This is a genomic window from Demequina oxidasica (assembly GCF_000975115.1).
Lineage (GTDB): Bacteria > Actinomycetota > Actinomycetes > Actinomycetales > Demequinaceae > Demequina > Demequina oxidasica.
The window spans coordinates 285,173-309,869 of the sequence record NZ_BBRE01000003.1; the positions used below are offsets into that span (position 1 = coordinate 285,173).

Genomic DNA, 24,697 nt, shown 5'->3' on the forward strand with positions numbered 1-24,697 from the left:
CTTTGCTGCCGTGACCGCCATGGCCACGTCGTTGTGGTGATTTTTGGGGTTTAGTAGACCCCGAGTTGGCCGGTGAGGACCATGACTACTGCTCCGAGCACGATGATGTCGCGTCCGAGGGTTGTCATTCGGACCGAAAGATCGCCGACAAACTCGGCCATCGTGCGGTCTCGGAGGGTGTCGGCGGCTGCTGCAATGAGCGGGCCGTCGATCAGTTCGGAGGGGCCGCTGAGCACGACTTCCCCCAAATTCAGGGCGCCCACAATGGGCGCGGTGGCGATGCCGAGGCGTTCGCCGGCCTCGCGCAGAATTGATTCGCGCTCGGCTTCAGTGGTCGCGTTCGCGAGGCGGGCCTCGATGCGCGGGATTGCAAGCCAAGTTTCGAGGCATCCGGACTTGCCGCACACGCAGATGTCGCCGCCGTCGGTGCCGACCATGACGTGGCCGATCTCGCCGGCTGCCGAGCCGGATCCGTAGACCTGCTGTCCGCCCACGATGAGGCCTGAGCCCACACCGCGTCCTGCACGCACGAGCATCATGTCCGCTCCGCCGCCACCAAACGTGCGCTCGGCGAGCGCCGCGATGTTCGCATCGTTCGCTACTTGCACGGGGAGTTGTGCGCGCATCGACAGGATCTGCTGGAGAGGGAGGTCCTTCCAGCCGAGGTTGGGTGCGCTGAGGACGGTGCCGGTGGCATCGACGATTCCGGGGCTACCAACGCCTACGCCGAGGATGGGTGCGGTGGCCGCGGCGACGAGTCGTTCAAGGATGAGGGCCGTCGCCTCGACGGCCTCTGAACCGGTCACGCCGGTCACGTCGAGCTCCTCACGGTGCAGGACCGTGCCATCGAGGTTCGTGACGGCGCCACGGAAACGGGAGTTGAACGAGAGGTCGAGGCCCACCACCACAAAGCCGTTGCGGTTGATGTCGAGCATCGTGGCCGGCTTGCCTGGACGTGAGTCCGTGCGGACTCCGAGTTCGATCACGAGGTTCTCGTTGATGAGGTCGCCGATCAGGTCGGAGATCGTCACCCGGGTAAGCCCCACCTCCCTGGCGAGGTCAGCGCGGCTGAGGCCCTCGGCGCGAAAGAGCGCTTGAAGCACAAGTGCGCGGTTGTGGCTGCGAGCGTGCTCCGGAAGGACGCGCGCACCAGCCTGCACTGCGCCGGCCCAGGCCGTGCTGCGTGCGGGGTTCGCGATGCCAAACTCACCGGTGTTGGCCGCCGTTGTGGCGCTCACACCGGAAGTGCGTCGCTGCGCTTCCTCGGTTGTCATGTTTGTTAGTAAAGGTCACTAACAAACAAAAAGCAAGCCCAAAACCGAAATCTCGAAAACTGTTACCGGGCCGTAACACGATGCCTGCGCGACACCCCGACCCGAGGCCCGAGTGCTCACGATCGCCAAGGCGCCCAGCGAGCGCGAGAGATTCTTGGTAGTTAATGAGCGCACGCGATAACCTTGGGACGCGCACTCGCGCTCTCTCCCAGACCCTCTGAAGGGCAAGTATGAACGTCGTTGTTGTCGGTGACATTGGTTGGCAGTTTCTCTATCACCTAGGCGATGAAGCCATGACTGAGGCTGCCATTGACATGCTGCGCGATCGCCAGGTCGATCAGATCACGCTAGTAGCCGGCCAACCGGCCGTGTCGGAAGCGTTCTACGGGCTCCCCTGCGTGACGCGGGTTGGATTCAAATCCGGCTGGAGTCGAAGGGGAAATGCAGGGCACCTTCGCAAGGTAGCGACGCAGCTCGCGGACGCTACCTACGATGAGAAGTCGATCTTTGCAGCCATCCGCGATTGCGATGTTGTGCTCATCGCCGGTGGCGGGAACATGAACTCGCGGGACTATCACCTGCTGTATGAGCGCGTCGCCGCCAAGCGTATCGCTGAACACTTTGGGAAGCCGCTCTATGTCTCCAGTCAGACAGTCGGCCCGATGCTTCTTCCCGAGGATCGCGACCTCGTTGTCGAGATTGCTGATTATGCGAATGCCTTCGGATGCAGAGAGGCCACGACCACGGCGCTCATGCGGCGCCACGTGGCACGTCCCGATCGAGTTCATCACACGCTTGACGACGCCTCCGTCCTGACCTCGGACAGCAAGGCGCGAGAGGTCGTACAGGAGCTCGCGGGTGATAAGCGATTCGTGGTGGCCTCGTTCACTAATCACCACGGTTCGATCTGGGCGAACCGCGACTCGTACTACTCCGACATTGCAGCAGCTTGCGCCGCAATAGCCTCGGACAACGACGTCGAGGTGCTCCTCGCTCCTCACGCTGGCTCGCTAGACCCCGCCCAAACATCGCGGGACCAGGAGAGCAATGAGATCATCGCCAAACTTGCTGACTCGCCGAGGGTTCGGGCAACCCGCATGATCACGGCACGCGAGGACGTCGCCTTGATTGAGGCCGCTGTGCTGTCGCTGTCGACCCGCTACCACCCCACCATTTTCGGACCGTCTGCCGCGACGCCCACCATTGGGATTGCGCCTTCGTACTACTCGTCAATTCGCATGCGCGGTTCGATGCGCAACGTGGGCCTCGAGCGTTTCGTGTTGCCCACCAGTTCGATGCATCTTTTGCGCGATGCTGCTCGGGAAGCGATCGGCAAGGACGAATCGCTAGCGCGGTTCCTGGAGTCCGCTCGCGAGCGCGCGCTTGGATTCCAGCATGCCTGGTGGGACGGGCTCACGGACGCAATGCGCACTGGTAGCGACGTGAATTTCACTGCAACACTGGAGGCGGAAGCGTATGTTCCGGCCGGGAGCTGGTCAGCGGAGAACGAGATCATCATTCCGGTGTTTGACAACTACGCAAAGACTGTCGATCTGAGCAAGGAACTGGCGGGCTTCCTCAAGGATGCGCGAGAGAGTAAGAAGCAACTCACAGCCTCCGTGGAAGCGACCCAAGAGAAGCTGACGAAGGCCGAGTCCGACCTCGAGCAATCCCGGGCGACCGTCAGCCGTTACAAGAATCGCAAGGTCGTCAGGCTTGCCGACAAACTCGGACGGATGTTGCCTGGCCGGTAGTGGATGGTCGCTTGACTTCGCGTGAAGTTAAGCGACTCGGTCCATCTGCCACGTGGCGAGCGAAGGTACATTACTTCGCTCGATCTTTCTCGCGGGTGCGCCCTCAATCACGCGCGCCACAATATCCCTCGCGGCGTGGCCAGTGTCGAACTCACAGAACAACTCCTGGAAACGGTTGAGGCGTGCTGCGCTTTCCGGGCTCTCGTACTCACGTGAACTCAACGCGGCAGCCAACTCACTCGCGGTGCGTGCCACGATCCCGGGGGAATCCACCGTGATGTCGAAGTAGGTCCCTCGTTGGATCCTGTACTGTTCCCAGTCATATGCGAACACAATGATGGGCCTGTTGAGGTTGGCGAAGTCAAACATCGCACTTGAGTAATCGGTGATCATGACGTCAGCTGCGAGGTACAAGTCCTCTACCGCATCGTAGGAAGTGACATCCAACATGGAGGCATGCAGCTCTGCGCCACGCTCCCGTCCCGCCAGATAGTGGCCACGCATGAGGAGAACGTCGCCGTCGTCTAGGGCTTCAGCGATGAGGTCAAAGTCTGCTGCCGGGATAAGATCTCTGTCCCGTTCACGGAACGTGGGCACATAGAGAATGACACGGGCATCGGAACCGACTCCGACGCGCTCTCTTGCGGCCTGCACGGCCGAATCGTCCGCGTTGACCAGGACGTCATTGCGAGGGTAGCCATACTCGAGTGTTTCGCAGTTGACGGGGTAACTGTGCTTCCAAACCTCCGCGCTGTAGGAGTTTGACACCAGCGAGTAGTCCCAGTTTTGGCACCTCCCCAGCAGTCCGTTTACCCAGCGGCGGTCTTGTCCTACTTCCTCAACTCCCATTCGCTTGAGCGGGGTGCCGTGGTGAAGTTGGGTGAACACCTGTCGAGGACGCTTCTTCCAGAAGCCCGGAAGGTTGACGTCGAGGAAGAAGTACTTGGCCGTCGCGAGTACTCGGTAATATTTGTGGCTGCCCTTGACCACGTACTCCCAACCAGAGGGCACTCCCGGGGTATCTGCGGCGCCGACGCTCCACACAATTCTCATACCGGGATGGGTCCGACGAATCTCGCGATCAATAGCCAAGCAATTCAGCCGAGGCGCACGGCCCCACAGATTCTCCATCACGACCATGCCGCTGTTGACTCGGGCAAAACGTCGGTAGAAGTCGTAGGAGCGGCGGTTATGGTAGTTCGCTCGCAAAAACTTCACCACTGATCTCGCGCCGTTGCGCAGAGCGGTCTTGGTGGCGATCAGCGCCTCTGACGCCCGCATGCGCAAGGCGAAGGGCTCATACGAGAGCGACCAGAAACGCCGCATCAACTTCCACTTATCGCCCTGAGTCGGCAATACGTAGCTGGCGGGAGCATGCTGACGAACGCTGCGGCGCGCATTGGTGTAAAAATCGCGACGCATGTTGGCCGGAATTCGATGACGCTTTGTCGTCGCGAGAGTGATGATGTTGCGTAGGGCACGCGTAAACACCTCCACGCGCATCTTCTCCTCGATGCCGAGTCCATCCATGACGTCCATCAACCTGTCGAACTGGTCGACAATCTGAACGTGCCTAGCATCGGTGCTGCGGAGAATGGAACCAGACCAGCGTTGGCGATAGCGATAAATGGGTTCGTCGAGTCCAACAATCGAGTTCGCCGCCGCAAGGATCGGATAGGACCACGGGATGTCCTCGTAGTACCCCACTGGAAATTCGACGCCAAGCTCATCAAGGAACTCTCGGCGGTAAACCTTATTCCAGGCAACGTTGAGGACGTCGAGGATCGAAGTGTGGTCAGCAGCAACAAAGGGCCCCTCGAACTGCAACGGCGAGCGCTGAACTCCCTCGACCGCGGATCCATTCGGGTACAGCCGCTCGTATCCGAACACCACAACATCCGCTGCGTACTCATTGAGCGTAAGACGAAGACGCTCAAGCGCGCCTTCCTTGAGGTAGTCGTCGCCGTCAAGGAACACAATGTATTCGCCCTGCGCCTCACGCATCCCCAGGTTGCGAGCACGGCCCAGGCCCACGTTGCTGTCGGGACGCTCGACGCGTACCGATGCGTACTCCGCTGCTAGTTGGTCCGCCAGAACTGATGTTCCATCCGTGGAACGGTCGTCGACAACAATCACTTCCACAGACTCATACTGTGCGACAGACATGACTGCTTGGCGTAGGTAACCCTGAACGTTGTACGCGGGAATGACTACTGAGAACTGAGGGGCGTGCATCGACACTTCTTCCGTTTCATTGTCGCAATCGCTCAACAACCGTGGCGAGCTAGGAGAAAATTAAAGCAGCCCGAGCTCGGTTACAGCGTCACGCTCTTCCACGAGCTCAGCCACAGAAGCGTCGATCTTCTCGCGCGCATAGTCGTCAATCGACAGGCCCTGAACGATCTCCCACTTGCCGCCCACGGATTTCACGGGGAACGAGCAGACGATGCCTTCGGGGATGCCGTACGAGCCATCGGACGGAACCGCCGCGGACGTCCACTCCCCCTCAGGCGTGCCGTTGACCCAGTTGTTCACGTGCTCGATGGCAGCGTTCGCGGCCGAGGCAGCGGACGATGCTCCACGAGCGTCGATGATCGCCGCGCCGCGCTTGGCGACGGTGGGGACAAACGTGTCCTTCACCCAAGCATCGTCTCCGATGACGTCGCCGGCAGGCTTGCCGCCAATGGTCGCGTGAGCGATGTCCGGGTACTGCTTGGCGGAGTGGTTACCCCACACGATCGCGTTCTTCACATCGCGCACGGGAACGCCGGACTTCTCCGCGAGCTGAGCCAGCGCACGGTTGTGGTCCAGGCGCATCATCGCGTTGAAGCGCTCGGCCGGAACGTCGGGCGCGTTGGAGGACGCGATCAACGCGTTGGTGTTCGCGGGGTTGCCGACCACGAGGATACGCACGTCGTCCGCCGCACCGTCATTGATGGCCTTGCCTTGCGGGCCAAAGATGCTGCCGTTGGCCGCAAGCAGGTCGCCGCGCTCCATGCCCGGTCCGCGCGGACGGGCGCCCACGAGCAGGCCGACGTTCGCGCCCTCGAAACCCTCGGTGGGGTTGTCGTAGATGTTGATGTCACCCAGCAGCGGGAACGCGCAGTCCTGGAGCTCCATCGCGGTGCCCTCGGCTGCCTTCACACCCTGTGGGATCTCGAGCAGGTTGAGGTTGACGCGCACGTCTGGCCCCAACAAGTGGCCCGAGGCGATGCGGAAGAGGAGCGCGTAACCGATCTGGCCCGCCGCTCCGGTGACGGTGACATTCACTGCATTCGACATTTGCGTATCTCCTAGGCGAGGCGGGCGGCGAGGTTCTCGTCCAGCGCCGCGAGGAAGTCTTCAGTGGTCAGGAAGGCCTGCTCGGGACCGACGAGCAGAGCGAGGTCCTTGGTCATCTTGCCGCTCTCCACGGTCTTGATGACGACGTCCTCGAGGGTTTCCGCGAAGTCGGTGACCGCGGGGGTGCCGTCCAGCTTGCCGCGGTGCTTGAGGCCACCGGTCCACGCGAAGATCGACGCGATGGGGTTGGTGGAGGTGGGCTTGCCGGCCTGGTGCTGACGGTAGTGACGGGTCACGGTGCCGTGAGCGGCCTCGGCCTCGACGGTCTGGCCGTCGGGCGTCATCAGCACGGAGGTCATCAGACCCAGCGAGCCGAAGCCCTGTGCCACGGTGTCCGACTGGACGTCACCGTCGTAGTTCTTGCAGGCCCAGACGTAGCCGCCCTCCCACTTCATCGCCGCGGCGACCATGTCGTCGATCAGGCGGTGCTCGTAGGTCAGGCCGGCAGCTGCGAACTGCTCGGCGTACTCAGCGTCGAACACTTCCTGGAACAGGTCCTTGAACTGACCGTCGTAGGCCTTCAGGATGGTGTTCTTGGTGGACAGGTACACCGGATAGTTGCGCTTGAGACCATAGGCGAACGATGCACGGGCAAAGTCACGGATGGACTCGTTGAAGTTGTACATGCCCATGGCGACGCCGCCGCCCTCGGGGTAAGCGACTACCTGCTGGTGGATGGGCTCGGAGCCGTCATCCGGGGTGTACGTCATGGTCAGCGTTCCGGCACCGGGCACCTTGAAGTTGGTGGCCTTGTACTGGTCGCCGTGCGCGTGACGGCCGATGATGATCGGCTTGTTCCAGCCCGGCACCAGGCGCGGGATGTTGGAGATGATGATGGGCTCGCGGAAGACCACGCCACCGAGAATGTTGCGGATGGTGCCGTTGGGCGAGACCCACATCTTCTTGAGGCCAAACTCCTTCACGCGGTCCTCATCGGGCGTGATGGTGGCGCACTTGACGCCAACGCCGTGCTTCTTGATGGCGTGAGCGGCATCGATGGTGATCTGGTCGTCGGTCGCGTCGCGCGACTCGATGCCCAGGTCGTAGTACTCAAGGTCGATGTCCAGGTAAGGGTGAATCAGTCGGTCCTTGATGAACTGCCAGATGATGCGAGTCATCTCGTCACCATCGAGTTCCACAACTGTGCCTACGACCTTGATCTTTTCCATGCGAAAGCGCTCCTCTAATAAAGGGAATTGTCCTGCCCTCTAGGGTAGTCCACGCTCACGGGTCCCGGGGTCGGTGCAAAACAGCCTGGCATTCCGACGCGCCAACGCGAACTCAAGCTCACCACGTGCCACTATTCATGAAGGGCAGATGCCCGCCAGTTACTACATGGAGGTCACTATGGCCGAAGAGCCTACGCAGCCCAACGCTGCTGATATAGACGAAGTTCTTGTTGAAGAGGAAATGATCGAAGACATTTGGGTCGAGGACAATTCCGCTCCTAGCCTCATGGCGCGACTCGGAGCTGAGATTGCGGGTACCTTCATCCTGGTCGTGATGGGTGTTGGCACCGCGCTGTTCCTTTCCGTTGGCAACAACGGAACGCTGACCGCGGGACTCGCGTTCGGTGCAGCTGTGGTGATTGGCGCCACGGCGTTCGGTCACATCTCGGGTGCACACTTCAACTCCGCCATCACCGTGGGCGTCTGGCTCTCGGGCCGGTTCCCCGGCCGCGACGTCGCGCCATACATCCTCGCGCAGCTCGTTGGCGCCTCGCTCGCCGGTGGCGCTTTGTACATCATTACGCTCGCCAACCCGCAGATCGTCGATTCTGCGAGCGCACAGACCGTTCTCGCCTCTGGTGCGAACATGTTTGGCGAAGGAACCGCCGGCGGTTGGGGCGTAGGAGCCGCAATTCTGGTCGAGGTCATCGCCACCGCAATTCTGGTGCTGGCTGTCCTCGCCGCCACCTCGGTCCGCGGCGTGCGTTCGCTCGCGCCGTTCATCATCGGTCTCACCCTGGCGTTCGTACTCGTGCTCGCCATCCCGGTGACCAACGGTTCGGTTAACCCCGCCAGGTCGACGGGTATTGCGCTGTTCGCCGGCGCTGACGCTCTCAGCCAGCTCTGGGTGTTCTGGGTCGCGCCACTGGTCGGTGCGGCGATCATCGGCCTGCTCTACCGCGCGTTTGGCCGCGAGGACGAGATCGAAGAAGTCGAAACCATCGACTTCGTCACCGACTAGGTTCTTCGGTACAACGAATCGGGGCCCGTCCATTGCGGGGGGGCCCCGATTTTCGTTTGACGAGTACGTACCGGCCGATGCCGCGGCTGGCTGTGCTTGCTACTCCAGCGGGGTAGCGAATGCCAAGAACAGCAACACGCCACCGAGTATCGCGAGCGTCGCCACGTCAACGGCGCGACGGCGGATGGCGAACGCCATCTTGGCCGGCATCACGATGCGTGCGATCGCCCCGCCAAGGGCCAAAGTCGCGAACAGCACCAGTGCCAATTGCACGCTTACGAGCCATGCCACCGCGACAATCACGAAACACGCCGCCAACGCGCCCACCGCGAGCCGCAACGGCACTAGCCGCAACTTGGGAAGAATCACGAGCTTGCGCACAGCGGCTCGGGGGACACCGTTGCCGGAACCTACGCTTCCGTGCGCAGCGTCGCCAGAGTCCGCGGCTTCAGCCGAAGCCGGCTCGGGTGCTGCTGCTTTGGGGGTCACGGAGGTCTCGGCAGTTCCTAGTGGAAGAAGTGCCTAGTACCGGTGTGGTACAGGGTGATCCCTGCATCCTGAGCGGCCTGGATGACCTCCGAGTCGCGCACCGACCCGCCGGGCGAGACCACGGCGCGAACGCCGGCGTCGATCAGCACCTGGAGGCCGTCTGCGAACGGGAAGAAGGCGTCGGAAGCCGCCACCGAACCAGCGGCCCGCTCGGCGCCAGCACGCTGCACGGCGAGTCCGCACGAGTCCACGCGGTTCACCTGCCCCATGCCGATTCCCACCGCGGCGCCGTCCTTGGCCAGCAGGATCGCGTTCGACTTCACCGAGCGGCACGCGCGCCACGCGAAGTTCAGGTCCGCGAGCAGGGCGTCATCCGCAGGCGAGCCCGCGACCAGCTGCCAGTGCGACGTGTCGTCGCCGGGGGCATCGATGCGGTCCGCGACCTGCACCAGCAGACCGCCGGTGATGCGGCGCATCTCCGTGGCCATGGGCGCGGGGTCGATCTGAAGAATTCGCAAGTTCTTCTTGCGGCTGAGAACCTCGACCGCCTCGTCGTCAAAGCCTGGGGCCACGACCACCTCGGTGAAGATCTCAGCGATCTGCGTGGCCGCCTCGGAGGTGATGTGACGGTTGGCCGCAATCACGCCGCCAAAGGCGGAAATGGGGTCCGTCGAGTGGGCGCGAGCGTGCGCCTGGGCGATCGACTCCCCCACCGCGATGCCGCACGGGTTCGCGTGCTTGATCACTGCGACGGCGGGAAGGCGCTGGTCGTACGCGGCCCTGACCGCGGCATCGGCGTCGAGGTAGTTGTTAAACGACATCTCCTTACCGTGCAGCTGACGCGCGTTAGCGATGCCGCCGGAGACCACCGGGTCCGTGTAGACCGCCGCGGGCTGGTGCGGATTCTCGCCGTAACGCAGCGATGCCTTGCGCTCGAACGACGCGCCCATCCACTCCGGGAAGCCGTCACCGTCGTGGCTGGGGGCAACCACATTGCTCATCCACGAGGCGACATTGAGATCGTAGTCCGCTGTGTGACGGAAGGCCGCCGCCGCGAGCTGCTGGCGCTCCTCGAGCGTGAAGCCACCGTCGGCCACGGCTCCCACCACGTCGCGGTACGAGGCAGGGTCAACGACCACTGCCACCGAGGGGTGGTTCTTAGCTGCGGCGCGGACCATCGAAGGTCCGCCGATGTCGATCTGCTCCACGGTGTCGTTTTGGCTCGCGCCGGAGGCGACGGTCTCCGCGAACGGGTACAGGTTCACCACGACGAGGTCGAACGCCTCGATTCCGAGTTCCTCGAGCTGCTCGACGTGGTCAGGCAGGCGACGGTCCGCGAGGATGCCGGCGTGAATGCGCGGGTGCAGCGTCTTGACGCGACCGTCGAGGCACTCGGGGAACCCGGTGACCTCCTCGACGCCGGTGACGGCGACCCCAGCATCGGCGATCCGAGCGGCAGTGGAACCGGTGGAGACCAACTCGACCCCGGCATCGGCAAGCCCGCGAGCCAGCTCCTCCAGTCCAGTCTTGTCATAGACGGAGATCAGTGCGCGGCGCACAGGTTGGCGGTTCGACATCTAGCTACCTTCCTCGGTGTGGCCCACCCTTACGGTGCGCCCCTGAACTGTCCATCCCTCACGTGCCATCCGGCCCACCGTCGTCACGACCAGGTCGCGCTCAATGTCCTTGATGCGCGCGTGCAGGGATTCCTCGGTGTCATTGTCCCAGACATCGAGCGCCGCCTGAGCGACTATTGGGCCCGTATCCACACCCGCGTCGACGATGATCACGGTGCAGCCGGTGACCTTGGCGCCACCCTCGAGGGCGTCCTTCACGCCGTGCGCGCCCGGGTATGCCGGTAACAGCGCAGGGTGGGTGTTGACGATGCGTCCGCCAAACTGAGACAGTGACGCCCCACCCAGGATCTTCATGAACCCCGCGCACACCACCAAATCTGGGGAGAACGATGCAATGGTCCGGGCCACCGCATCGTCCCAAGTAGCGCGGTCGGGAAAGTCTTTGAGGGACACCACGGCGGTGGGGATGCCCGCGGCGCGCGCGATTTCCAGTCCGGTGGCGCCGGCGCGGTCGGCAATCACGCCCGCGATTCGTGCGCCGTAGCCTGCGTCACGGCTCGCCTGCTCGATGGCCTCCATGATGGATCCCGTCCCTGAGATCAGCACCACAAGGGACTGGGACGATGCGCGGGCGGGGCTGGGCGGCGGGGTCCGGTTTGTCACAGGGCGAGCATATCGGCATGCTAGAGGCCACACCTAGTACAAGGAGTCGCGTGACCGACGACAAGCAGCCACCCTCGGGCGGCTCAGCGGAACCAAAGGACGTGGCACCGACCGAGACGTCGCCCACGGAGTTGACGCCGCGCGCCCGCCTCTACACCCGATTGTTCATGGGGTCGCTGGTCGTGACGCTGCTGCTGTACTTCATGTCGATCCCGTTCATTTACTTCGCGTGGGTCTCCGCGCCCGCGACCATCGTGTTCGCGATCCTGGCGCTAGTGGCCTCACGAGCCCAGAAGAAGATCACCGGATTGCGGCTGGGGCTGTCGATGGGAATAGTGCTCGCCGGGCTGTCGATGGTGCTCGCGCTTGGCGTGTGGATTTTCCAAGACGCAATCATCGCGCAGCGCGACTGTGTGGCGCGCGCGCTCACGAATACCGCGCAGAAGCAGTGTGACGTCGCCTACGAGGAGGCCTACCAGGCTGAGCTCGAGAAGTTCGGGCTCACTCTTCCGTAACTGCTGCGTCGGGGGCCGTTGTTTTCGCGAAGGCACTCACTGGTTTCTTTGCCGGGTTCTTTGCGTTGACCGCGCTTTTGGTTCTGATGGTGCTGGAAACCGGCTTGTCGGAAGCGGCGGTCTTGGAAGCATCGGCCGTCTTGGGAGCATCGGCCGGCGTGGGCTTCTTGCCTTGCCCCACGCGCGGCACCACCACGCGCCGGATCAGGAGTTCGAGTCCACCCACCAAGGCGAATCCTGCCGCGACTAGCCCTGCGCTCACGAGTGCTACGGGCAGCCACGACACTCCCGCCTCGCTCATGCGACCGGGGCCCAGCGAGCCGGTGGCGATGATGCCAAGTCCGGCGACCGAGGCGCCCACGACGACGACCGCGACCACGGAGGCCTTCACGTCCGCCCAGTGCAGATCCAGGCGGCGGCGCATGGCGAAACGGGCGATGGCGGCCACCGCGATCAGGACGACGGGCGCCCACACCAAGATGCCGCCCGATGCTGACGGCAGGGCTCCCAAGAGCGGCACCTCAGGCAGGGCCCCGACTTCCAGGGTTTGTGGCGAATAGAGGCTGTTCTCGCCCACGATGAAGCCCTGGCCGGTGAGCCAAGCGAGCATCCACACCACCATGACGGGAACGTAAAGAGTCTCGGTCGCGGCGAGCAAGGCACCGCCCACGGCATCGAGACCCAAGGAGGAGGAAGAATCCGCGATGACCTCCCTGCCCTGGAAAGCGAAGGCTGCACCGGAAAGAGCGGCAACGAACATCATCAGCGCCAGCGTGCCCGCGCCAAGGCGCACTCCAGTGCGGACCCAGAGCGGGAGGCGGTCGAGCCAGCCGAACTCAGCGCCGTGGGCGCGCCAGATGCCCCACGCGACAGACGGCGCCGCCATGAGAACCGCGACGATCGTTGCGGTGGTGACGGCGGTGACCGCATCGGCCGAACGGGCGTACATGATGGAAGTAACGATCGCGACGGTGCCTGCGTAAGAACCGACCGCAATGGCCCAACTCCCCCACGACCGCGTCGCAAACCGGCGAGCGATCGCGACCAGCATCGCCATGGAGATCAGTGTCAGGCCCAGTGGCGCGATGGAAAAGGTCGCTTGCTGTGTCACGAGGGGGACGCCGTGTGCGAGAAGCCAGAAGTGCGTTCCGAGACTCGTCGCCCCTGCCCAGTCCACGTTGGTGGAACTGTCAGCGGTGGGCGCCGATGCTGCAATGGTCAGCGCGGGCGCGATCACCATGAGCAGCGACAACAACGCGGCCTGAGAGCCCACCAGGATTCCACCGAACCACTCGGGAACCCCCGTCAGCGACTCGCGTACGCGTTTGCGCGCACTGCTGAGGTCACTAGTGAGGGATCGGGCCATGGGTCTATGGTCGCCCTTTGCCCGCCGGAAACGACGGAACGGCTCGCGCCAACTGGGGGTTCTACCTTTTGGCGTGCAGACGTGTAATCGGTTCATAGTCCCCGGGTCACCCTCGGGCGAACTCGACATTGGGCCACCACGGGAGCGGCGGTTGACCAACTATTGCCCGAGGTCACGCTTGACAGCCGAGCGCAGTGGGGAGCTCTGGCGACGGTGGTTCACAGTCGGTGGCTGCTGGCGCCTGATCCACAGATTCCTGTGAGGGCGAGTTGGCTGTCAGTCCCTTTTGGTTGAATTGTCCTATGAGCACGACCGCCGGCATTGAAGCCGATCTTGACACCCCCACCAGGGGCGATGTTGCCCCTGCGCTTGTTGGCGCGTCGGCAGAGGACGTGGTTTCGCGGGTGCGTGCTGGTGTGGTGTCGGGTTCGGGATGGCAGGGAATCGACGTGGATGCGTTGCCGCGTCCTGATCTTCTCGCCTCGCATCGTGACTTGGCGCGAATGGGTCGTGAGATTGCCGCAATGTTGGCATATTCGAGTGCGGCGATCGCGCGACGCTCCACAGCCGAGGACGGGCAAGAGGGGCTCGCGAAGCGTGAGGGGTATCGCACTGCGGAAGAGCTGATAGCGAGCATCTCGGGCGGGTCGACCGGTGAGGCGCACCGGCTCATCGAGGTCGGTCACATGTTGGCCGCCGACGAGCGCGATGCACGCGCAGGTGAGGGTCTTGGTGGTGAGGATCCTGGCGGTGAGAGTCTTGGTGGTGAGGGTCTTGGTGGTGAGAGTTTTGGCGGGGATGCCGAGGCCGGGCGAGGCTCTGCGCAGCAGCCTGAAGGGTGTCTTGGCTCCAACGTGGTGGCGTTGTCGCCTCGGTTCGCGGTCGTCAGTGATCGGGTGCGAGCGGGCAAACTCAGCATTGATGTGGCGAACATGATCAAGCGGATGCTGACCCGTATATGGGACCGTCGCGACGACCTGGGTGTGGAACTCAGTGACATTGAGCGGGTCGAGCGCATGCTGGTGGAACGCTCGCACGGGTTGTCGTCGAACAAATGTGGGCGTCTCGTGCGTCAATTGGAAGCCCAAATGGATGCCGGACGTCATGCGTTGACTGAGGAACTGCAACGCCAGGAACGCTCTGTGACGATGTATGAGGACTCTGAAGGAATGTTCATCCTGCGCGCACGCCTTGACGCGGAGACTGCGGCACCGGTGCGGGCAGTTATTGATGCGCTCGTGGGAAGTGCACTGCATCAACGACGCAACAACCAGGCCGGATGCAGTGAAGGACTGGGCCCTGATGGACGACCAGTGTGCGAGGACGACCGTTCGGTGACGCAAATGCGAGCCGACGCTCTCGCGTCCCTTGCACGCCACTGCCTGGGCTGCACGTCGAAGGACCTGCCGTTCGCGTCCACCACCGTCGTGGTGCGCATGACGTTGACCGACCTGCAAGACGGCTCCGGGGTGGCCGAGATCGACGGTGGAGGCCAGCCCGTCAGTAGCTCCGCAGCTCGCCGCATGGCAGCCAACGGCGGGGTCATCCCCGTCGTCCTCGGTACCGACAGCGAAGTCCTCGATCTGGGCCGCGAATCACGACCCTTCAACTATCGACAACGCATCGCACTGATAGAACGTGATGGAGGCTGCGCGTTCTGTGGAGCACCACCGGCCTATACGGAAGCTCACCACATCAAATGGTGGGCCAGAGACCAAGGCAGAACCGACTTAGAAAACGGTGTGCTCTTGTGCTCGGTCTGTCACCATCGAATCCACCGCGACAACTGGGAAATCGACGTTCGAGACAACCAAGTGTGGTTCACCCCACCCTCAGCCGTCGACCCTCGACGCAGACCCAAGCTAGGCGGCCGAGCAAGATTCGGTCCACCCAAAATTGGTCCACTCAAGCGGGACCAGACTAGATCCGAGGCTGCGTAACTATGCGCCGTTCCATCCTCGACTGGTGAGCGACCACCATGAGGGTCGCAACACCGGAACGTGGAGACGTGTGAACGCCGGAACGGAGAGGCGGAGCGATAGCAGGGCCCGGGAACACGGGCGTTGAGAAAACCTGCGATTCATCCCCCTCCGCGGGCCAATACAAAACGGCCCGTGTCAACCGAGGGGTGTCCTCGGCGGCACGAGCCGTTCTGCGTAATGAGACTCGGTGATGCGGAAGCGCTCTTTAGCCGTTAAGGATTGCGCGCATCAGGTCAGCCGTCTCGGTAGGCGTCTTGCCCACCTTCACGCCGGCGGCCTCGAGGGCCTCCTTCTTGGCCTGAGCGGTACCCGCGGAGCCCGACACGATGGCGCCAGCGTGGCCCATGGTCTTGCCCTCGGGAGCCTCGAAGCCGGCCACGTAGCCCACGACGGGCTTGGTGACGTGATCCTTGATGTACGCGGCTGCGCGCTCCTCGGCGTCGCCACCGATCTCGCCAATCATGACGATCGCCTCGGTCTCAGGATCCTCCTGGAAGGCCTTAAGGCAGTCGATGTGCGTGGTGCCGATGACCGGGTCTCCACCGATTCCGACCGCGGTGGTGAAGCCGATGTCGCGGAGTTCAAACATCATCTGGTAGGTCAGCGTGCCGGACTTGGACACGAGGCCGATCTTGCCGGCACCCGTGATGTTCGCCGGCGTGATGCCCACGTTCGACTGGCCGGGTGTGATGAGTCCGGGGCAGTTGGGCCCGATGAGCTGCGTGCCCTTCTCGGTGGCGTAGGTGAAGAACTCGGCGGAGTCCTTGACTGGCACACCCTCCGTGATAATCACGGCGAGCGGCATGCCCGCGTCCACCGCCTCGACCACTGCGGCCTTGGTGAATGCCGGGGGGACGAACAGCACCGAGACGTTGGCGCCGGTGGCGGCCATAGCATCGGCGACCGTGCCGTAGACCTCAACCGAGACCGTCTCACCGTTGACGTCGAAGTCGACGGAGGTGCCGGCCTTGCGGGGGTTCACGCCACCCACGATCTTGGTGCCCGAGGCGAGCATACGAGCCGTGTGCTTCTGGCCCTCGGCGCCCGTCATGCCCTGGACGATGACCTTGGAGTCGGAGTTAATGAAGATTGACATTGCTAGACGTCCTTTACGCGTTGGCCAGCTCGGCGGCCCTGGCCGCTGCGCCGTCCATGGTCTCGATGATGGTCACGAGCGGGTGGTTGGCTGCGGCGAGAATCTCGCGGCCTTCCTCCACCGAGTTGCCGTCGAGGCGGACCACGAGGGGCTTAGTGGCGCTGTCGCCCAGCGTCTCGAGCGCGCCCACGATTCCGTTGGCCACCTCGATGCAACTAGTGATGCCGCCGAACACGTTGACGAAGACGCTCTTGACCTGCGGGTCGTTCAGGATGACATCCAGGCCATTGGCCATGACAGTGGCTGATGCGCCGCCGCCGATGTCCAGGAAGTTTGCGGGCTTCACGTTGCCGTGGTTCTCGCCTGCGTAGGCGACCACGTCGAGCGTTGACATGACCAGGCCGGCGCCGTTGCCGATGATGCCAACCGAGCCGTCGAGCTTCACGTAGTTGAGGTTTAGCGCCTTGGCCTTGGCCTCGAGGGGATCAGCAGCGTCCTTGTCCTCGAGAGCGGCGTGGCCCTCCTGGCGGAAGGCGGCGTTCTCGTCGATGGTGACCTTGCCGTCAAGGGCGATGATCTTGCCATCCGCAGTCTTGACGAGGGGGTTGACCTCGACCAGCGTCGCGTCCTCCTCCTTGTAGACCGTCCAGAGCTTCTCGATCGCATCGGCGACAGGGCCGGCGAGGTCAGCGGGGAAGTTTGCCTCGGCGACGATCTCCGCAGCCTTGGCCGCGTCGATGCCAACGATGGGGTCGACAGCCACGCGGGCGAGAGCCTCGGGACGCTCGACGGCAAGCTGCTCAATCTCCACGCCACCCTCGACGGAGCACATCGCGAGGTAGCGGCGCTCGGACCGGTCCAACAGCACGGAGAAGTAGAACTCCTGCTCAATCTGGGCACCCTGCGCGATCATCACACGGTGTACGGTGTGGCCCTTGATGTCCATTCCCAGGATCGCCTCGGCGTGCTGCTCAGCCTCCTCCGGAGACTTGGCAAGCTTGACGCCGCCGGCCTTGCCGCGGCCTCCAACCTTGACCTGAGCCTTGACGACGACAACGCCGCCGCCCAGCTTCTCTGCCGCGGCGCGCGCCTCGGCGGGGGTTGTGGCAACGATGCCGCCAAGCACGGGTACGCCGTGCTTCTCGAACATGTCACGTGCCTGGTACTCGTACAGGTCCATGTGAGTCCTTATCGCTGGCGCGCGCAAGGGTAGAGCGGGCGCAATTAACGGTGGTGTTCCCACCTTAACGCGCACTCATGTGCGCAGAGTCACGTTCGGCTCACGCGACGCTGAGAACACCAGTAAGGACAACTCACCGCTGCCCTCAAGCGGCAACCCTCCAGCGCTCACCGCCACCACCGCACGGCCACGTCCGCTCAACTGCGTCCGCACCCTAGATCGCGCACTGGTGAGGCGCGGCACGCACGACCGGACTTCGAAGAGACCGATTTAGGGTGCGGACGTTTTCAGAGCGGCGAGGGGGCGCGACGGGTATCGTCGCCATATGAGGGAGAATCCGTGAGCGGGCGGGCGTGGTGGGTCCTTGGCGCCTGCATCGCGATGCTTGCCGCGGGCGCGAGCGTGGTAGCAATCGTCGCGACGCCTCCGAACCCAGACCACGCCCCCGCGCTGCAGGCACAGGTGCGGTTGCACGCGGAGGCGCACCCTACGTTCAGCGCGATCACTGCCCCGGCGATAGCCGCGCCTCCTACCGAGATCAGCATGCCGAAAGTGGACGGCATCGGTCCCGGTGACCTAGTTGCCACGATCGCCGGCGAGACCATAGGCATCTACGACAACCCGGGCGACGCTACTCCGCGCGAGAACTGGAGTCGGCTCAGCTACTACAGCAACCCGCGTACGTTCATGGGGCTTACAACCAAAGACGTGGACGGCACCCAGTGGATCCTCGCCCAGCTTCCCGAGTACCCCAACAACACGGAGGGGTGGATTCGCGCCGATGAGGTCACGATCGCCTCCACGGACATGCGCGTCAACGTGTATCTGGACGAGCGCGAAGTAGATCTGCTGCGTGACGACAAAGTCCAGATGACGTCGACCGCAGTGGTCGGAACGGCCGCGACTCCCACTCCCCTGGGGACGTACTTCATCAGCGATCCGGTCGACCTGACCGCGAGCCCGAACGGCATCTACGGCGCCCACGCGCTCGGGCTGTCCGCCTACTCCGAGACGCTCGAGACGTTCAAGGGCGCGCTTCCACAGATCGCGCTACACGGCACTAGTTCCGCCAAGTACTTTGGCCAGGCCGCCTCCAACGGATGCGTGCGACTGCCGGACGAAGCAATCCGCGCACTTGCCGCTGAGGCCGCACTCGGCACCCCCGTCGTCATCCATCAGAGCAGGAACTCCGCAACGTCTGCGCCCTAAAATCCACGCCGACCGCCACCCGTACGCGTGGGACGGCTCCGAAGGACCCGTTGTAAGGTGCGGACGTAGCGGGCAGCGAGCCACTATCGACTAGTTGACGCCAAATTTCTCAGCAGTCTCAAGGATAGAGCGTGCCGACGCGGCAAGCGCCTCGGTCTCCTGCGGGTCCAGCGGCACCGGCACGGAGTGCTTGATGCCGGAGCGACCCACGACGGTGGGGAGCGACATGCACACCTCACCCACGCCCGGGAAGTCGATGAGCGTGGAGACGGGCAGTACCCGGTTCTGGTCGCCCAGAATTGCCTCGACGATGCGCGCGCCAGCAATACCGATGGCATAGTTTGTCGCGCCCTTGCCCTCGATGATCTGGTAGGCGGACTGCACTACGTCGTGATGGATGCGATCGCGAACATCTCGCGTCATGACCGGGCGCCCGGAGTCATCGTGCCAATCGCTCAGTGGCACGCCGCCGATGGTCGCGGAAGACCACAGCGGGACCTCGGAGTCGCCATGCTCTCCGGCGATGTATGCGTGGACGTTGCTCACAGCGACCTGGCACTCCTTGGCCACCTGGTGACGCAGACGCGAACTGTCCAGCACTGTGCCCGAGCCAAACATCTTCGCGGGGCTGACCCCGGACTTCTTGATGGCCGCATAGGTCACGACGTCGACGGGGTTGGTCACCAGTAGGTAAACCGCGTTCGGGGCCACCTCGAGCAACGGGGGTAGCACCTTGTCCATCAGAGAGATGGTGGCTCCCGCCAAGTCCATACGACTCTGTCCAGGCTGTTGCTTGGCACCTGCGGTGACGACGACAACGTCCGCGTCCGCGCACACCCCCACCTCCGAAGAGCCCAACACTGTTGCCTCGGGCATGAACTGAATACCCTGCGCGAGGTCGAGTGCCTCAGCCTCAACCTTGGCGGTGTTGATGTCGTACAGCGCCACGGTGCGCGCAAATCCGCGCATGAGTCCGGCGTAGGCGAGGGTGGAACCCACCGCGCCCGCGCCAACAATCGCTACCTTCGACGTCTTGGCCTCGTACATTGGTTGCCTCCAGGGGACACGGCTAGTGCAGACAGCCTAGCGACGATGGGACGCTCGGGGGCGTCATGACTTCGAGTTTGCCGTTGGCTGCGGTTACGCGCTGGCCTGGCGACGCTTTGCGAGAATCGCGTCGAGCGCACCGACCGTAGCGGCTTCGTCCGCACGCTGGGGTGCGAGCGGCGAGCTGTTCGCGGTAGATCCCGCGGGTGCGGCAACGTGGGCGGTAGCACGCGTCGCAGGGTCGCCCGCAGTGCGCTTCGCTGTGCGTGCGTCGATAGCCCGCTCCGCGTTGCGAGCCGACGCCGCGAGGTCTTCGTCAGTGATGGGCCTGGCTACGGCACGGCGCACCGAGGCCTTCAGCGTGTAGGCGGGCGCCGGAACACCGCTGGGAGACCAGCTCTCGCTGGTGCGGATAGGCTCCTCAACATCGCCGATGACGTGGCTAGGTAGCTCAGGTGCGGGAACCGGGGCTGGAGCGGCGAGCGGGGCAAGATCCTCGGTGGTGACCACGCGAATAGCCTGCGTCTCAACATCGGACGGCTGGGAGTCGTGTCCCTCGGAACGTTCACGGGCGACGCGGCGCAGGGCCTGCGTGGCCGTAGCGGCGGCCTCGACCTCACGGGCGATCAGGCGAACATTGTGGTCTGCCTTGCGCTGTGCCGCCGCGGTACGCGCCCCGGCAACCACCACTCCAAAAACGCTCGCGGTCAAGACAGCGGCGATGAGCGCCGGAAACCCGGTCGTAGCGACGAGCACCCAGCCGATGGTCGCCAGCACTGCGGCGACTCCCGCAACGACGCTACGGCGGCGGGCGCGCTGTGCGCGCTCTGCGAGCACCACGGCGCGGTCCGAGCGCAACGACAGGCGTTCGCGCTGAGCTGCGGTGGCAGCACGGTCAAGCGGTCCGGACGGGCGGGACATCTGCTCGTCTCCGAGCGCTGAAATCGAGGCCCTCGCGGCACCAGTCACCAACAGTGGCACCTCACCCGAGTCGGTGGACGGACGAGCCGCGGCCCGCTCGGCACGCTGAGCGGTGGACTTCACCACGCGCATCTCCGCGGAGTACCTATCCTCGGTGCGGACGAGTGCATAGTCGGATCGTTCTTTGATGCGCTGCGGAAGCACATATGCGAGAACCATGCCTACGGCGATGATTACGAGCAATCCGGCTGGGGTGGTCATGAGACGACGGTACGGGCGACCGGGCTCAAGGTACCGGAGCGTTATCGGCGTGTCAGAATGATGGGTCCCAGAAGGGGCCCTCGCGCAGCTCCTCGGAGGTCAGCGCAAAGACGGCATGGTCGCGCCACGCGCCATCAATATAAAGGTACTTTTCGCGCAAACCCTCCGAGCGGAAGCCCAACTTCTGTACTACTCGTTGGCTGGCCGAGTTCTCTGGACGCAAGGCGATCTCCAGCCGGTGGAGACCCTCGTCAAACGCATAATCGCTGATCATCGCCACCGCGCGCGGGACGATTCCGCGACCGGCTTGTTCCTCTGCAATCCAGTAGCCAATGGACCCGCCACACTGCGCTCCCCACTCGATCGCGTGGACGGAGACCCGACCTACGAGTGCACCCTGCCACTCAATAACCATCGAGAACGCGGTCCGGTTCTTCCAGCGCCGCCTCTCGCGCCGCACGTACGCGGGAAAGCTGGCAGACACTGGGGGGCGTCCGGGGGGAATGTTCGCCTCCCAGGGCCGCAACCACGCGAGGTTCTCGCGGCGCACTGCCATCCACTCCGCCTCGTCGCTGCGCCGCAACGGGCGCAGCGTCAAGGCCCCGCGTTTAAGGATCACCTCGCGAGCCACGGTCCCTCTCTAGTCCCACAAGGTGCAACGAAGCGAGTCGCCACGTGTGACGTGGGCAACCTCCGAGTCGACCCAGGCCAAAGCATCGGACGCTACGACGTTGGTCAGCGAAATCTCCCCGGGGATGCCCACCGGGGTGGCGAAGTGCTGGCCCGAGCCCGTGGTCTCGATCGTGACGGGCACCGGCTGTACTTGCCCCTCGAGGGACCGCCAGGAGGCGATCGAGCGTGCGTGGATGGTGGGCCGGTCTACTTCGGTGCGGCCGCTCATGACACGGAGCGCAGGGCGGACGTATGCCTCGAAAGCGACGAGCGCGGCCGTGGGACTGCCCGGAAGCGCAAGAACCGGAATGGGGTGCTCACCGTCGGCGCTCACCAGACCGTAGCCGTGCCGCTTGCCTGGCCACAGCCCCACTTCTCCTACGCGGACGTCCCCCAGATCCTGCAGCACCGCGGCAACCGTGTCATTGCGCGCCTCGGACAGCCCCCCGGTGATCAGCACCACGTCCGCGCGCACAAGTTGATCCTCAATCGTCGCCCTCACGCTGCCACGATCGTCCGCCACCACTCCCACCCGGTAGGCATTGGCGCCGGCCTCACGCACGAGCGCGCTCAGCATGTAGGCGTTAGATTCAGGCACACGAGACCCGGGCCTGCCGGCGCCGGGCTCCTCTAATTCGGAGCCCACGGAGATCACGACGACTCGCGGCACCGGGCTGACGGTGAGACGCGCATTTCCGAGTGCCGCCGCGAGCGCGATGCGCCGGGCATCCAACCTCGAGCCCTGGGCGATGGCCAATGCGCCGGCCGCTGCCTCGTCACCAGCCGTGCGGATATTCGCCTGCGTGTGGGTGGGCGCCATGATTCGCACGCGAGCGACCCCGCCGTCCGTCGCCGCCACGGGGACCACGGCATCGGCTCCGATGGGGAGGGGTGCACCCGAACTAATTCGGGCCGCCGCACCGCGAATGTGGCGGCGTGGGGCGCGCGCGTCAAATGACACATCATGAGACACCGTGAGCGAGATAGGGTTCTCGTCACTTGCCTCGGCAACATCCGCGGCCTGCACTGCGTACCCGTCACACATCGCGACATCAGTGGCCGGCAGCGCGTGCCGGGCGACCACGTCGCCCACCAGGGTCGCTCCCGTCGCGTCCGCTACAAGCACGTCTAACGGGGGCAACGGCCGCAACCCCGCAATCACCTCCGCCCGATGCTGAACGAGGGTGCGCGACTGCGCGGCGCTACTGAAACTCATTTACGCATTGTCGCGCGTGGACACGAAGCCCTGCAACCAAGCGGTGAAGTCGGGCCCGAGGTCCGGGCGCTTGGCCGCGAGCTGCACCACGGCCTTGAGATATTCCAGCTTGTCGCCCGTGTCATAACGGTGGCCGCGGAAGACTACGCCATACACCCCCCCGCCGTCTTCGGCCGGCATTGACGCCAGGGTGGAAATCGCGTCAGTGAGCTGGATCTCCCCGCCCCGGCCGGGGGGCGTGCTCTTCAGAACCTCAAACACCGCGGGGTTAAACACGTAGCGGCCAATCACGGCCAGATTCGAGTATTCCTCGCCCGGGGCCGGCTTCTCGTTGAGACGGGAGATGCGGTGGATCTCCAAACCCTCAGGAACGTCCCCTTCCCCCGGGAGGTCCGCGGCGTCCACGGCGATGGGGTCGACCGAGCCGTACATCTGAATCATGTGAGCGGGCACCTCGAGCAGCAGGATGACCGAGCCGCCCGTGCGCTCCTGGATGCGGCACATCGCGTCCAACGTGTAGTCGTCGGCGTCGAGGAAATCGTCGCCCAACAGGACAGCGAACGGCTCGCCGGCGACCCACTCTTCGGCACGCCCTACAGCGTGGCCGAGCCCCTTGGGCTCACCCTGGTTCACAAATGCGATCTCTCCTTTGGAGGAGGCCTCGCGTACGGCGTCGAGCCGGGCCTGATCACCCTTGCGCTCCAGCGCGGCTTCTAGCTCTGGGGCAGGAGCAAAATGGCGCTCCATGGCCTCCTTGCCGGGATTGGTAATGAGGCACACGTGGTCGAGTCCCGCCGCGAGCGCCTCATCGACCACATATTGGATCGCGGGCTTGTCCACCACCGGGATCATCTCTTTGGGAATCGCCTTTGAGGCTGGTAGAAAGCGGGTTCCCAGTCCAGCGGCGGGAACGACGGCCTTACGAACATGAGAGGTCATGGCACGAGACTATCGGGTGACCTTGGTCACATCGGCCTGGCGAAACATTCTGTTTACCAAATTTTGGCACAATGGAATCATGACACAGCAGTCCATGACCCCCCAGCGCGCAGTCGAACCGGCCGACTCTAAAGCCCTTTTGCGCTCCAGCATCCGCAAGGGGCGTGCCGACCGCAGCGAACGACGGCTCAAGGAGCACGCGGAGGCTCTCCGCGACCACGTTCTGGCTCTCCCCTCCGTCGGCAAGGCTAAGTGCGTTTCTGTCTACGCCTCGCGCAAGTTTGAGCCAGGCACTCTGCCGCTGATCGAGGCCTTGCACCAGCGCGGCGTCAAGGTGCTGATTCCCATGCTCGGCGACGGCCTCAAGCGTGGGTGGGGTGTCTACCAGGGCGCTGATGACCTGATCGAGCGCGCACCAGGCCGTCCCCCCGAGCCTTCCGGCGAGTTCCTGGGCCAGGAAGCCCTCCACGAGGCAGAGGTGGTTGTTGTGCCTGCGCTGGCCGTCGACGCCACCGGCAACCGACTGGGCCAGGGCGGCGGCTGGTACGACCGCGCACTGTGCGACGCTGCGCCAAACGCCCCCATCGTGGCGCTCACCTTTGCCGGTGAATTGCGCGACGAAGCTCACGCGCTTCCCCATGAGGAACACGACATCATGGTGCACGCTGTGATCACCCCGCAAGGAGTGACCCGACTCCCGGCGTAAGATACGTGCATGCCTACGTACACCTACGCATGTTCCGCATGCCAGCACCGCTTCGATGAGGTGCAGTCGATTCACGATGACGCACTCGTCGCATGCCCCGAATGTGGTGGCGCGTTGCGCAAGGTTTTCGGCACCGTGGGAGTGACCTTCAAGGGCTCTGGCTTCTATCGCACCGACTCGCGTGAAGCCAAGAAATCGGCACCGAGCAATTCTGGTAGCAGCTCTTCCTAACCCGCTAGGCGCGCCCAGACCCCTGACAGGCGAGCAGCGCTATTGCGCGCGCCTCCAGAGCCCGTAA

General features: G+C 64.0%; 22 protein-coding genes. 7 read left to right on the forward strand and 15 right to left on the reverse strand.

Annotation, left to right across the window (positions count from 1 at the left end):
* Window positions 1-50: 50 nt before the first annotated feature.
* The gene (locus AOP77_RS10185; protein ID WP_084622539.1) at window positions 51-1,274 is read right to left on the reverse strand and encodes an ROK family transcriptional regulator; all 1,224 of its coding nucleotides are present in this window, start codon (window positions 1,272-1,274) and stop codon (window positions 51-53) included.
* Between the two features lie 230 nt (window positions 1,275-1,504).
* On the opposite strand from AOP77_RS10185, the gene AOP77_RS10190 reads away from it, so the two are divergent.
* Window positions 1,505-3,028 carry a polysaccharide pyruvyl transferase family protein gene (locus AOP77_RS10190; protein WP_062213241.1) on the forward strand — a complete coding sequence of 508 codons (1,524 nt, stop codon included), beginning with the start codon at window positions 1,505-1,507 and terminating at the stop codon, window positions 3,026-3,028.
* 27 nt (window positions 3,029-3,055) lie between these two features.
* Here the strand turns inward: AOP77_RS10190 and AOP77_RS10195 are convergent, their stop codons facing one another.
* From AOP77_RS10195 to AOP77_RS10205, 3 genes are read right to left on the reverse strand one after another with little or no spacing between them, the layout of a single operon-like run.
* Window positions 3,056-5,263 (reverse strand): bifunctional glycosyltransferase/CDP-glycerol:glycerophosphate glycerophosphotransferase, encoded by a 2,208-nt coding sequence (locus AOP77_RS10195; RefSeq protein WP_062213244.1) that lies wholly within the window; start codon window positions 5,261-5,263, stop codon window positions 3,056-3,058.
* A gap of 60 nt (window positions 5,264-5,323) precedes the next feature.
* Window positions 5,324-6,310 (reverse strand): malate dehydrogenase, encoded by a 987-nt coding sequence (locus AOP77_RS10200; protein ID WP_062213245.1) that lies wholly within the window; start codon window positions 6,308-6,310, stop codon window positions 5,324-5,326.
* 11 nt (window positions 6,311-6,321) lie between these two features.
* A complete protein-coding gene (locus AOP77_RS10205) occupies window positions 6,322-7,539 on the reverse strand; it encodes an NADP-dependent isocitrate dehydrogenase (RefSeq protein ID WP_062213247.1) in 1,218 nt (405 codons plus the stop codon).
* A 178-nt stretch (window positions 7,540-7,717) separates the two neighbouring features.
* Between AOP77_RS10205 and AOP77_RS10210 the strand changes: the two genes are divergently transcribed.
* Window positions 7,718-8,560, forward strand: a complete 843-nt coding sequence (locus tag AOP77_RS10210; RefSeq protein WP_201774119.1) for an aquaporin — start codon at window positions 7,718-7,720, stop codon at window positions 8,558-8,560.
* A 99-nt stretch (window positions 8,561-8,659) separates the two neighbouring features.
* Here AOP77_RS10210 and AOP77_RS10215 read toward each other — a convergent pair whose 3' ends face one another.
* The 3 genes from AOP77_RS10215 to purN are packed head-to-tail and all read right to left on the reverse strand — an operon-like array spanning window position 8,660 to window position 11,289.
* A complete protein-coding gene (locus AOP77_RS10215) occupies window positions 8,660-9,049 on the reverse strand; it encodes a hypothetical protein (protein ID WP_062213252.1) in 390 nt (129 codons plus the stop codon).
* A 17-nt stretch (window positions 9,050-9,066) separates the two neighbouring features.
* The gene (gene purH / locus AOP77_RS10220; RefSeq protein ID WP_062213255.1) at window positions 9,067-10,626 is read right to left on the reverse strand and encodes a bifunctional phosphoribosylaminoimidazolecarboxamide formyltransferase/IMP cyclohydrolase; all 1,560 of its coding nucleotides are present in this window, start codon (window positions 10,624-10,626) and stop codon (window positions 9,067-9,069) included.
* Entirely contained in the window at window positions 10,627-11,289 is a 663-nt protein-coding gene (gene purN / locus AOP77_RS10225; RefSeq protein ID WP_062213258.1) for a phosphoribosylglycinamide formyltransferase, read from the reverse strand.
* A 50-nt stretch (window positions 11,290-11,339) separates the two neighbouring features.
* Between purN and AOP77_RS10230 the strand changes: the two genes are divergently transcribed.
* Window positions 11,340-11,804, forward strand: coding sequence for a hypothetical protein (locus AOP77_RS10230; RefSeq protein WP_062213261.1), 465 nt, complete (start codon window positions 11,340-11,342; stop codon window positions 11,802-11,804).
* On the opposite strand, the gene AOP77_RS10235 is transcribed toward AOP77_RS10230, so the two are convergent.
* Window positions 11,791-13,170 carry a cell division protein PerM gene (locus AOP77_RS10235; RefSeq protein ID WP_062213263.1) on the reverse strand — a complete coding sequence of 460 codons (1,380 nt, stop codon included), beginning with the start codon at window positions 13,168-13,170 and terminating at the stop codon, window positions 11,791-11,793. The two genes, AOP77_RS10230 and AOP77_RS10235, sit on opposite strands and share 14 nt — an antisense overlap.
* A gap of 302 nt (window positions 13,171-13,472) precedes the next feature.
* Between AOP77_RS10235 and AOP77_RS10240 the strand changes: the two genes are divergently transcribed.
* Window positions 13,473-15,110 carry an HNH endonuclease signature motif containing protein gene (locus AOP77_RS10240; protein ID WP_062213266.1) on the forward strand — a complete coding sequence of 546 codons (1,638 nt, stop codon included), beginning with the start codon at window positions 13,473-13,475 and terminating at the stop codon, window positions 15,108-15,110.
* 247 nt (window positions 15,111-15,357) lie between these two features.
* On the opposite strand, the gene sucD is transcribed toward AOP77_RS10240, so the two are convergent.
* Window positions 15,358-16,248, reverse strand: coding sequence for a succinate--CoA ligase subunit alpha (sucD, locus tag AOP77_RS10245; RefSeq protein WP_062213270.1), 891 nt, complete (start codon window positions 16,246-16,248; stop codon window positions 15,358-15,360).
* Between the two features lie 13 nt (window positions 16,249-16,261).
* Window positions 16,262-17,428, reverse strand: coding sequence for an ADP-forming succinate--CoA ligase subunit beta (sucC, locus tag AOP77_RS10250; RefSeq protein ID WP_062213271.1), 1,167 nt, complete (start codon window positions 17,426-17,428; stop codon window positions 16,262-16,264).
* A 339-nt stretch (window positions 17,429-17,767) separates the two neighbouring features.
* On the opposite strand from sucC, the gene AOP77_RS10255 reads away from it, so the two are divergent.
* Window positions 17,768-18,637 (forward strand): L,D-transpeptidase, encoded by an 870-nt coding sequence (locus AOP77_RS10255; protein ID WP_062213273.1) that lies wholly within the window; start codon window positions 17,768-17,770, stop codon window positions 18,635-18,637.
* A 90-nt stretch (window positions 18,638-18,727) separates the two neighbouring features.
* Here AOP77_RS10255 and AOP77_RS10260 read toward each other — a convergent pair whose 3' ends face one another.
* The 5 genes from AOP77_RS10260 to AOP77_RS10280 all read right to left on the reverse strand — a co-directional run bounded on the left by AOP77_RS10260 (window position 18,728) and on the right by AOP77_RS10280 (window position 23,693).
* Window positions 18,728-19,684 (reverse strand): L-lactate dehydrogenase, encoded by a 957-nt coding sequence (locus AOP77_RS10260; protein ID WP_062213276.1) that lies wholly within the window; start codon window positions 19,682-19,684, stop codon window positions 18,728-18,730.
* A 93-nt stretch (window positions 19,685-19,777) separates the two neighbouring features.
* Window positions 19,778-20,866: a hypothetical protein gene (locus tag AOP77_RS10265; RefSeq protein WP_062213278.1), complete on the reverse strand. Its 1,089-nt coding sequence runs from the start codon at window positions 20,864-20,866 to the stop codon at window positions 19,778-19,780.
* Window positions 20,867-20,918: 52 nt separating this feature from the next.
* Window positions 20,919-21,497, reverse strand: a complete 579-nt coding sequence (locus tag AOP77_RS10270) for a GNAT family N-acetyltransferase (protein ID WP_236685815.1) — start codon at window positions 21,495-21,497, stop codon at window positions 20,919-20,921.
* 9 nt (window positions 21,498-21,506) lie between these two features.
* Window positions 21,507-22,754: a molybdopterin molybdotransferase MoeA gene (locus AOP77_RS10275; RefSeq protein WP_062213281.1), complete on the reverse strand. Its 1,248-nt coding sequence runs from the start codon at window positions 22,752-22,754 to the stop codon at window positions 21,507-21,509.
* Window positions 22,755-23,693, reverse strand: a complete 939-nt coding sequence (locus tag AOP77_RS10280; RefSeq protein ID WP_062213284.1) for a UTP--glucose-1-phosphate uridylyltransferase — start codon at window positions 23,691-23,693, stop codon at window positions 22,755-22,757.
* A 79-nt stretch (window positions 23,694-23,772) separates the two neighbouring features.
* Between AOP77_RS10280 and AOP77_RS10285 the strand changes: the two genes are divergently transcribed.
* On the forward strand, window positions 23,773-24,399 hold the full coding sequence (locus tag AOP77_RS10285) for a 5-formyltetrahydrofolate cyclo-ligase (protein ID WP_062213491.1): 627 nt from the start codon (window positions 23,773-23,775) through the stop codon (window positions 24,397-24,399).
* A gap of 9 nt (window positions 24,400-24,408) precedes the next feature.
* The gene (locus AOP77_RS10290; RefSeq protein WP_062213287.1) at window positions 24,409-24,630 is read left to right on the forward strand and encodes an FmdB family zinc ribbon protein; all 222 of its coding nucleotides are present in this window, start codon (window positions 24,409-24,411) and stop codon (window positions 24,628-24,630) included.
* The last annotated feature ends 67 nt before the right edge of the window (window positions 24,631-24,697 follow it).